Genomic DNA, 9,820 nt, shown 5'->3' with positions numbered 1-9,820 from the left:
CCGAACCCCTCTTCTCCCTCTCTCTATGCGCGTAGAAGGAAGCACCTCATGGACGTCATCTCCGTCATCCGGACCAAGCGGGACCGCGGTGAGCTGAGCCCCGAGCAGATCGACTGGGTCATCGACGCGTACACCCGCGGTGTCGTGGCCGACGAGCAGATGTCGGCGCTGGCGATGGCCATCCTGCTCAACGGCATGAACCGGGCCGAGATCGCCCGCTGGACGGCGGCGATGATCGCGTCCGGCGAGCGCATGAACTTCGACTCCCTCTCCCGCCCGACCGCGGACAAGCACTCCACCGGCGGTGTCGGCGACAAGATCACCCTCCCGCTCGCCCCGCTCGTCGCCGCGTGCGGCGCGGCCGTCCCGCAGCTCTCCGGCCGCGGCCTCGGCCACACCGGTGGCACCCTCGACAAGCTGGAGTCCATCCCCGGCTGGCGCGCGCTGCTCTCCAACGAGGAGATGCTGCACGTCCTGGACACCACCGGCGCGGTCATCTGCGCGGCGGGCGACGGCCTGGCCCCGGCGGACAAGAAGCTCTACGCGCTGCGCGACGTCACCGGCACGGTCGAGGCCATTCCGCTGATCGCCTCCTCGATCATGTCGAAGAAGATCGCCGAGGGCACCGGCTCGCTCGTCCTGGACGTCAAGGTCGGCTCCGGCGCCTTCATGAAGAACCTCGCGGACGCGCAGGAGCTGGCCCACACGATGGTCAGCCTCGGCACGGACAGCGGGGTGAAGACGGTCGCGCTGATCACCGACATGTCGACCCCGCTCGGCCTGACCGCCGGCAACGCGCTGGAGGTCCGCGAGTCGGTCGAGGTCCTGGCCGGCGGCGGCCCCGCCGACGTGGTCGAGCTGACCATCGCGCTGGCCAAGGAGATGCTGGACGCGGCGGGCATCAAGGACGCCGACCCGGCGAAGGCACTGGCCGACGGCTCCGCGATGGACCACTGGCGCCGGATGATCGCGGCCCAGGGCGGCGACCCGGACGCGGCCCTCCCGGTGGCCCGCGAGCAGCACGTGGTCACCGCCCCCGAGTCGGGCGTCCTGACCCGCCTGGACGCGTACGGGGTCGGCGTCGCCGCCTGGCGCCTGGGCGCCGGCCGCGCGCGCAAGGAGGACCCGGTGCAGGCGGGCGCGGGCGTCGAGCTCCACGCGAAGCCGGGCGACACGGTGACGGCGGGCCAGCCGCTGATGACCCTGCACACGGACACCCCGGAGAAGTTCGACTACGCCCTCGCCTCCCTGGCGGGCACGTACGACATCGCCCCGGCGGGCACGGCCTTCTCCGCCACGCCGATCGTCCTGGACCGCATCGCCTGACCTGCGGTTTCCCATTCGAGTGAACGGGACCGGTGGACCCCCACCGGTCCCGTTCGGCATGCTGGGATCGGTGACGAACCGAATGAGGAGCACACCATGAGCGGACTCACCGTCCAGCAGGAGCCGCTGGGCGGCGACAGCTGGGAGGGCCTCGTCCGCCTCTGGGAGGAGACGGACTGGCCCGAGGGCTGCAAGGTGGAGATCATCGAGGGGATCGTCACCGTGGCACCACCACCCGTCAACGACCACAACCTGATCGCAGTGTCGGTACAGCGCCGCCTGTACACCGTGATCCCTGACGACTGGGAGATCTTCCAGACCCTCAACGTGGCCGTGCCCGGCCGTAGCGGGCTTTACATCCCGGACCTCGTGGTCGTTCCGAGGGAAGAGGTTCCGGGAGGCGAGAACTACGTTCCCGCGGCCGCCGCCGAGCTCGTCGTCGAGGTCACCTCCAAGTCGAATGCCGTCAACGACTGCGTGCCCAAGCTCAAGGGATACGCCGCGGCGGGCATCCCGCTCTACCTGCTCATCGACCCGCACGCGAAGGGCAGCCCCACCATCCACCTGTACGGCGAGCCCAGCGACGGCCAGTACCGCCTTCTGCACGAGGGCAAGTTCGGCGAGGCCGTCCATCTCCCCGAGCCGTTCGACCTCGTCCTCGACACCTTCGGCTTCCCCCGCCCCTGACCCGGGTCACAGCCGCGGCAGGGCCTCGACGGTGACGAGCCGGCGCATACAGGGCACCGGTCCCGGTGGGTGGGCTTCATCCCGCCATGGTGCGGAGCCGCCGATGACTTCCGGCGGGCGGCGGAGTCACCCTCTCGTGGAGATCCAACGACTCGTGCTGCCCGGCCCCGCACCGACCGCCCACGACGCGGCGGTGCTGTGCGCGCGCCTGGCCCGGCTGTACGAGGCCGGGGCGCGCGCGGTGGAGTGCGACGCGCGAGCCGTCACCGCGCCGGGGCTGGGCGCCGTCGAGGTGCTGGGACGGCTGCGGCTGACCGCCCGGGGGCGGCCGCTGCGGGTGACCGGGGCCGCGCCCGCGCTCCGGGCCCTACTGGGCCTCGTAGGCCTCGTCGAGCTCCTCGGGGAGGCCGAACAGCGGGAACCACCGGGCGGTGTCCAGGAAGGCGTTGAGCCCGACGATCTTGCCGTCTGAGATCTCCAGGACCTGCAGGGCCCACGGGGTGTGGCCCGGCCGCCCGTCCTCGCGCGGACGGTACTGGCCGAAGGCCGGCATGCCGTTCGCCGTGGTCGGGACGAGGCGGGAGCCCTTGCAGCCGATGCCCTGGTTCAGGTGCCAGGCCGCGATGTCCTCGTGCCCCTGGAGCCACAGGTCGAACGGCGGCATCGACAGCACCGCGTCCTCGTGCAGGAGCGCGGTGAGCCGCGAGATGTCGTAGGCCTCGAAGGCGGAGAGGTACCGCGCCAGCAGCTGCGCCTGGTCCGCGTCCAGCGGATCCGCCGGGTCGCTGTCGCGCAGCGACTGTCCGGCCAGGGTGGCCCGCGCACGCTGGAGCGCGCTGTTCACCGAAGCCGTCGTGGTCTCCAGGAGCTGGGCCACCTCGTCGGCCTTCCAGGCCAGCACCTCGCGCAGGATGAGCACCGCACGCTGCCTGGCGGGCAGGTGCTGGAGCGCCGCGACGAAGGCCAGGCGGACGGACTCCTTCGCCAGCGCCATCTCCGCCGGGTCGGCGGTCTGCGGCAGCACCCGGCCGTCAGGGACCGGCTCCAGCCAGGTCACCTCGGGGCGCTCGTTGAGCACGGCGGAGGCCTGGTGCTGCGGGGCGGTGAGGTCCATCGGGCGGGCCCGCTTGTTCCCCGCGTTCAGCAGGTCCAGGCAGACGTTGGTGGCGATCCGGTAGAGCCACGAACGCAGGGAGGAGCGGCCCTCGAACTTCTCGTAGCTCCGCCAGGCGCGGATGTACGTGTCCTGCACCGCGTCCTCGGCGTCGAAGGACGAGCCGAGCATGCGGTAGCAGTAGCCGGTGAGCTCGACCCGGTACCGGTCCATGGCCGTGTCGAGATCCATATCGGTGGTGGCGAGATCGCTCATGTCCGTCCGTCCCCCAAGTAGTTCCGCTACTTCGGAACCTACCGGAGGGGTCTGACAACGGCAGCCGGAAGCGCCGGGCGGGCGTCCGCCCGACATGTATGTCGTCGTCAAGTTTCTTGACGTCAAGATTGATTTGGGGCAGGCTTCCCCAAGTATCTCGACGTCGAGATACCTGGACGGGTGGACGCGGTCGAAACGGGGGACTGGGATGCGGCGCGGTGGGGACAACCGGAAGCCACGGCGGGGGGAACCGGGGCTGCTGGCCCAACTGCGCCGGCCGCCCGGCGGCCGTGACGCACGGATCATGCTGCTCACCCAGGCGCTGGACCGCGCGGGCACCGGCGTGTGGGCCGCGTCCTCCGTCCTCTACTTCACCTTCGTCGTCGGACTCGACGCCGGGCGGCTGGGCCTGCTGCTGGGCGCGGCCGGGGTGGCGGGCATCGCCGGATCGCCGCTGGCGGGCCACCTCGCCGACCGCTTCCCGGTGCGCACCCTGCTGATCGGCTGCCACCTGATCCGCCTCGGCGCCCTGAGCGCCCTGCTGGCGGTCACCGACTTCCGCGTGCTGCTGCTGCTCTTCGCCGTCACCCACCTGGGAGACCGGGGCGCCAAGACGCTGGAGATGCTCTTCGCCACCCGGGTCGCCGGCGAGCGGCGCGCCACGTACCAGGCGCTGTCGCGCAGCTCGGCGAACGCCGGCTACGCCCTCGGCGCGGGCCTCGCCGCCATCGGTCTCGCCGTCGGAACCCGGGGCGCCTACCAGGTGCTGATCCTCGCCAACGCACTGTCGTTCCTGGTGGCCGCCGCCCTGGTGTGGCGCACCCGGGAGCCGCGCGGCCACGGGCCGGTCGCCGCAGCACGGTCCGAGGGCGGGGGCCCGGACCCGGTGGCGGCGGGGGAGGCCGGATCGGCCGGGCGGGGTCCCTGGCGGGACCGCGGCTACCTGCGGTTCGTCCTGCTGGACATCCCGATGAACCTGGACGACTCGATCCTCGGCGTCGGCCTGCCGCTGTGGCTGGTCGCCCACACCACCGCCCCGCACGCGCTGATCCCGGCCTTCCTGGTCATCAACACCGTGCTCGTCGTGGTCCTTCAGCTACGGGTGTCGGCGCGGGTCGAGGGACCCCGCCGGGCGGCGGACGCGGTCGCCCTGTACGGCCTGATGACCCTCGCCTGCTGCGCCTTCCTCGCCGCCGCACCCGGCGGCGGGGTCCTGGCCGCCTCGGCCGCCCTGCTCGCGGCGGCCGTACTGGCCACCGCGGCGGAGCTGATGCGCTCGGTGAGTTCCTGGGAGCTGGCGGTCTCCCTCGCGCCGCAGCGGGCGCGCGCCTCGTACCTCGGGGTGGCCGGCATGGCCCAGTCCGTCCAGAAGTCCGCGGGACCGCTGCTGCTCACCGGCGCGGTGATGGTGGCCGGCCCGGCGGGCTGGCTGGCCCTCGGGGCGGGGGTGGCCGGGCTGTCCCTCGTCCAACGCCGGGCCAGCCTGCGGCGGTTGGACCTCCTGGGCGGGACACCGGCCCCCGCCCCCGCGTCCGCCTGAGGCTACGTACCGGGCTTGCGGCCGTACACGTGGACGTCCTCGCCCTTCCCCAGCAGGTTCCAGTACGCCTTGGCGTCGGCGGGCCGCATGTTCACGCAGCCGCCCGAACCGGGCGGGTTCCACATGCTCTTGGTGGTCGAGTGGAAGGCGATGCCGCCGTCGAAGAACTGCGCGTACGGCATCGAGACGTTGTAGAGCGTCGACCAGTGGTCGATGCTGCGGTAGTAGATCTTTTTCGGGCCGGTGCGGGTCTCCGTGCCGTCCTTGCCGGTGCGGACCGGGACGGGCCCGTACGTCAGGGTGGCGCCGTCCTGGATCCAGCTCAGCTGCCGCGTCAGGTCCACGCAGGCGATCCGCCCCCGGTCGGTGGGGCAGTCGCCCGCCCTGTTCGGGGTGCTGCCGGCCGCCCGCTGGGCCAGCATCGTGTTCATGATCCGCCAGGTCAGCGGCCCGGCATGGCCCTGGGTCGGGGTGATCCCGTGGCTCGCCTGGAAGGACCGGATCGCCGTGCAGTCGGCCGCCGACTGCTTCCCGTCCACCGGCCGCCCGAGGAACTGCTCGACCTGCCGCTGGTACGGCCCCGTCGTGAGGTTGCAGGAGGCGGCGGCCTGCGCCGCCCCGCCGCCCGCGACCACCAACGGCAGTGCCAGGGCGGCCGCCCCGCCCAGCACCGCCGCCCGCGCCCCGATCCGCGCCCCGACCCTCGTACCCATCCGGTCCTCCCCTGCTCGCACAGCATCGTTCTCCGTATCGAATGCCCGGAAAACAAGCAGGGGTTGCCCGTACGGGGAGCGTAGATTTCGTCAGCGCGCGCCCAGGGCCGAGGCCGGCACACGGCGCTGCGCGCGGGCCGCGTGAGACCCGTACAGGGTGATCGACACGACGCCGAGCACCGCCAGCAGCGCGATGCCGACCGTGGCCGCCCAGCCGGCCCCGTGGTAGGCGAGGGCGCCCAGGGTGCCGCCCGCGCTGGAGCCGAGGTAGTACGCCGACTGGTAGAGCGCGGAGGCCTGCGCCCGGCCCGTCTTCGCCGTCCGGCTCACCGCGGCGGAGGCCACCGCGTGCCCCGCGAAGAAGCCCGCGGTGATCAGCACCAGCCCGAGCACGATCACCGGCAGCGAGTCGGACAGCGACAGCAGCAGCCCCAGCGCCGTGGTGGTCACGGCCAGGTACAGCGCGCCGCGCCGCCCGGCGCGGGCCACCAGCTTGCCGGCGGCGGCCGAGGACACCGTCCCCACCAGGTAGATCAGGAAGATCGACCCGATCACGCCCTGCCCGAGCGAGAAGGGCTCGTCCACCAGCCGGTAGCCGATCACCGTGTAGACCGCGCCGAAGACCGTCATGAACAGCGCGCCGATCCCGTACAGCCGCAGCAGCAGCGGATCGCGCAGATGGCCGGCGACGGTACGCCCCACCGCGCGCGGGTTCAGCGACGCGGGCCGGAAGAACCGCGCCCGGGGCAGCAGCACCAGGAAGGCCACCGCGCACGCCAGCGACATCAGGGCGACGGCCATCAGGCCCGCCCGCCAGCCCCACAACTGCGCGGCCCAGCCGGTGACGAGGCGGCCGCTCATGCCGCCGATGGAGTTGCCCGCCACGAACAGGCCGATGGCGCCCACCAGGGCCTTCGGCCTGACCTCCTCCGCCAGGTACGCCATCGCCGAGGCCGGGATCCCGGCGATCGCCGCGCCCTGCACGGCGCGCAGCGCCACCAGCCACTCCACATTCGGCGCGAACGGCACCAGCAGGCCCACGCCGACGGCGATCACCATCGAGCAGGTCATCATCCGGGTGCGGCCGAACCGCTCGGACAGCGCGCTCAGCGGAAGGACGAACAGCGCGAGCGCGCCGGTGGCCGCGGACACCGTCCAGCTGGCCTGCCCGGCGGTCACCCCGAAGCCGCTGGAGATCGCGGGCAACAGTGCCTGGGTGGAGTAGAGGAGGGCGAAGGTCGCGAGTCCGGCGGCGAAGAGCGCGAGGCTCATCCGGCGGTAGCCGGGGCGGCCGGGGGAGAGGGGCTGCGGTGCGGGGGACGACGAGGTGGAGGCACCCGGGATGACGGGTGCCCCGGTATGAACGGGAGGCATGCTTCGACGGTAGGCCCGTCTATTTCATGCGTCCAATGCACAGAATCGCGATAATCGATCCACTGATGCATCAACCCAGCTCAGAAGCGTGGATGTCGATGAACCGTTACGTAGAAGACATGGCCGTGACAACTTTGCTGGCCCCGCGGCTGGCCTATTTCGTCGCGGTCGCCCGCCACGAGCACGTCACCCGCGCCGCCCACGAGCTGGGCGTCCCGCAGTCCACCCTGTCCCGCGCCATGGTCCGGCTCGAACAGGACCTCGGTGTCACGCTGTTCGCCCGCAAGGGCCGTACGGTGGCCCTCACCACGGCCGGCCGCACCTTCCTGGCCTCGGCCGAGCAGGCCCTGACGGAGATCGGCCGCGCCGCCGAATCCGTACAGCAGGACGCCGATCCGGCGGCCGGCAAGGTGGCGTTCGGCTTCCTGCACACCCTGGGCTCCGAGACCGTGCCCGGTCTCATCCGCGCCTTCCGCGCCGACCACCCGCGGATCCGGTTCTCCCTCGTCCAGAACTACGGCGAGGCCATGCTGGAGAAGCTCCGGGCCGGCGAACTCGACCTGTGCCTGACGTCCCCGCTGCCCGACGCCCCGGACCTGGTCGCCCGGCGCCTGGACGAACAGCGGCTGCGGCTGGTGGTCCCGGACGACCACCGGCTGGCGACCCGCAAGCGGATCCGCCTCGCCGAGGCCGCCGAGGAAACCTTCGTCACCCTGGAGCCCGGCTACGGGATGCGCCGCATCACCGACGACCTGTGCGCCGAAGCCGGATTCACCCCGAGGATCGCCTTCGAGGGTGAGGAGGCCGAAACCCTGCGCGGCCTGGTCGCCGCCGGCCTCGGCGTGGCGCTCCTGCCGCCCCCGGCCGTGGCCCGCCCCGGCGTGGTCGAACTGACGGTCACCGCCCCGCGGGCCGTCCGCGAGATCGGCCTCGCCTGGCTCGACGGCCACCCCGACACCCCACCGGTGGCGGAGTTCAAGCGCTTCCTCCTGTCCCGCCGCGGCCGCCTGATCCCCGAGCTGGACCAGGCCACCGGCTGACCGGGGCGGCGACACCGGAAAGTCCGGCGCTACGCCTGTCCGCCCGGTGGCGGGGAGGTGGAGGGGGGCTGCTCGGTGTCCTGTGGGGGGTCACGCACATACCGATCATGACCACGGTGAACGGCGCCGCCACGAGGATCGTCAGGTTCTGCAGTCCGGCGAGCGCGTCGCCCTCGCCGCTGCCGATGAGGAGCATGATCGCCGCGACGGCGCCGGTCACCACGCCCCAGAAGACGACCACCGGCCGGGACGGTTCGAGGACGCCCTTCTGCGAGAGCGTGCCCATCACGATGGAGGCGGCGTCGGCGCCCGAGACGAAGAAGATGCCGACCAGGACCATGACCAGCAGGCTCATGACGGTGGCGAGGGGGAACTGCTGGAGCAGCCCGAACAGCTGGCCCTCGGGGGTGGTTTCCCGGGCGAGTTCGCCGCTCTCCCGCAACTTCATGGCCGTGCCGCCGAAGACGGAGAACCACAGCAGGCTGACCGTGCTCGGTACGAGGATGACGCCGCCGATGAACTGCCGGATGGTGCGGCCGCGGCTGATCCGGGCGATGAACATGCCGACGAACGGGGTCCAGGAGATCCACCACGCCCAGTAGAAGACCGTCCAGCTGCCCAGCCAGTCGGCGACCTCGCCGGCGCCGGTCGCCTCGGTACGGCCGATGAGCTGCGGGAGGTCGCCGAGGTAGGCGCCCAGGGACGTGGGCAGGAGGTCGAGCACGATGATGGTCGGCCCGGCGATGAACACGAACACGACGAGCACGAGGGCGAGCACCATGTTGATGTTCGACAGCCACTGGATGCCCCGCTCCACGCCGGAGACCGCGGAGGCGACGAAGGCGACGGTCAGGACCGCGATGCTGCCCACGAGGAGCACCGTGCCGACCGACTCCATCCACCCCAGCTGACGGAACCCGCTGCCGATCTGGAGGGCCCCGAGGCCGAGCGAGGCCGCGGAGCCGAAGAGGGTGGCGAAGATCGCCACGATGTCGATGACCCGCCCGGCCCCGCCGTGGGCGTGCCGGGCGCCGATCAGCGGCTCGAACACGGCGCTGATCGTCTGGCGGCGGTTGCGGCGGAAGGTGCTGTAGGCAATGGCGAGCCCGACCACCGCGTAGATCGCCCACGGGTGGAGCGTCCAGTGGAACAGCGTGGTGGCCATCGCCGTCTGCATCCGCTCGGCGGAGTCGACCGGGTGCGTGCCGGGCGGGGGAGTCCCGTAGTGGGCCAGGGGTTCGCTCACGCCGTAGAACATGAGCCCGATGCCCATGCCGGCGCTGAACATCATGGCGACCCAGGAGACGGTACGGAACTCCGGGACCTCGTCCTCGCGGCCGAGGCGGATCCGGCCGTAGCGGCTGATCGCCAGCCAGAGGGCGAAGACGACGAAGCCGCTGGCGGCGAGCATGAAGGCCCAGCCGCCGTTGTGGATGAGCCCTTCGAGCAGGCTGCTCGACACGCTCTCCAGCGAGTCTGTTGCCACGGCGCCCCACAGCACGAACGCGAGGGTCAGACCCGCGGTGACCCCGAAGACCACCTTGTCCGTGCGGGAACGCTGGTCGTCCGGCAACGAAGCCCCTTTCGCCCGAGGACGGGACGGCAATTCATGACAGACAGTCATGTATTGGCGATTTAAACGCATCCCGCCCCACGAAGGCCGCAAGCCGCCGCCCCGGGAAACCCGGCTCCGCCGGGCATCGGGCTCCGCCCGGACCCTCCCCCGGCTACCGCTGGGAGGTGCCCCCTGCTCAAACTCGGCGAGGCGGAG

The 9,820-nt window shown here is 72.0% G+C and carries 9 protein-coding genes; 5 read left to right on the top strand and 4 right to left on the bottom strand.

The features are described 5' to 3' along the window. Positions 1 to 48: 48 nt before the first annotated feature. The 3 genes from IE257_RS19550 (at position 49) to IE257_RS19540 (ending at position 2,485) form a co-directional block, all read left to right on the top strand. The gene (locus IE257_RS19550; RefSeq protein WP_189970377.1) at positions 49 to 1,326 is read left to right on the top strand and encodes a thymidine phosphorylase; all 1,278 of its coding nucleotides are present in this window, start codon (positions 49 to 51) and stop codon (positions 1,324 to 1,326) included. A gap of 96 nt (positions 1,327 to 1,422) precedes the next feature. After that, positions 1,423 to 2,013 (top strand): Uma2 family endonuclease, encoded by a 591-nt coding sequence (locus IE257_RS19545; RefSeq protein WP_189970375.1) that lies wholly within the window; start codon positions 1,423 to 1,425, stop codon positions 2,011 to 2,013. Positions 2,014 to 2,149: 136 nt separating this feature from the next. Continuing rightward, entirely contained in the window at positions 2,150 to 2,485 is a 336-nt protein-coding gene (locus IE257_RS19540) for an STAS domain-containing protein (protein ID WP_229920519.1), read from the top strand. Here the strand turns inward: IE257_RS19540 and IE257_RS19535 are convergent. Beyond that, positions 2,381 to 3,382, bottom strand: coding sequence for a sigma-70 family RNA polymerase sigma factor (locus tag IE257_RS19535; RefSeq protein ID WP_189970371.1), 1,002 nt, complete (start codon positions 3,380 to 3,382; stop codon positions 2,381 to 2,383). The two genes, IE257_RS19540 and IE257_RS19535, sit on opposite strands and share 105 nt — an antisense overlap. Positions 3,383 to 3,686: 304 nt before the next feature. Between IE257_RS19535 and IE257_RS19530 the strand changes: the two genes are divergently transcribed. After that, positions 3,687 to 4,922 (top strand): MFS transporter, encoded by a 1,236-nt coding sequence (locus tag IE257_RS19530; RefSeq protein WP_372453142.1) that lies wholly within the window; start codon positions 3,687 to 3,689, stop codon positions 4,920 to 4,922. A 2-nt stretch (positions 4,923 to 4,924) separates the two neighbouring features. Here the strand turns inward: IE257_RS19530 and IE257_RS19525 are convergent, their stop codons facing one another. Next, positions 4,925 to 5,635 carry a L,D-transpeptidase family protein gene (locus IE257_RS19525; protein WP_189970367.1) on the bottom strand — a complete coding sequence of 237 codons (711 nt, stop codon included), beginning with the start codon at positions 5,633 to 5,635 and terminating at the stop codon, positions 4,925 to 4,927. A 90-nt stretch (positions 5,636 to 5,725) separates the two neighbouring features. Further along, complete coding sequence (locus tag IE257_RS19520; RefSeq protein WP_189970365.1) at positions 5,726 to 7,009, bottom strand: MFS transporter; 1,284 nt, start codon at positions 7,007 to 7,009, stop codon at positions 5,726 to 5,728. 62 nt (positions 7,010 to 7,071) lie between these two features. On the opposite strand from IE257_RS19520, the gene IE257_RS19515 reads away from it, so the two are divergent. Next, a complete protein-coding gene (locus tag IE257_RS19515) occupies positions 7,072 to 8,049 on the top strand; it encodes a LysR family transcriptional regulator (RefSeq protein ID WP_189970986.1) in 978 nt (325 codons plus the stop codon). On the opposite strand, the gene IE257_RS19510 is transcribed toward IE257_RS19515, so the two are convergent. Beyond that, entirely contained in the window at positions 7,985 to 9,673 is a 1,689-nt protein-coding gene (locus IE257_RS19510) for a BCCT family transporter (protein ID WP_189970363.1), read from the bottom strand. The genes IE257_RS19515 and IE257_RS19510 overlap by 65 nt on opposite strands. Positions 9,674 to 9,820: the final 147 nt, after the last annotated feature.

The organism is Streptomyces avidinii, from assembly GCF_014650695.1.
GTDB classification, from domain to species: Bacteria; Actinomycetota; Actinomycetes; order Streptomycetales; family Streptomycetaceae; genus Streptomyces; species Streptomyces avidinii.
This window is presented reverse-complemented; position numbering and strand designations above follow the sequence as displayed.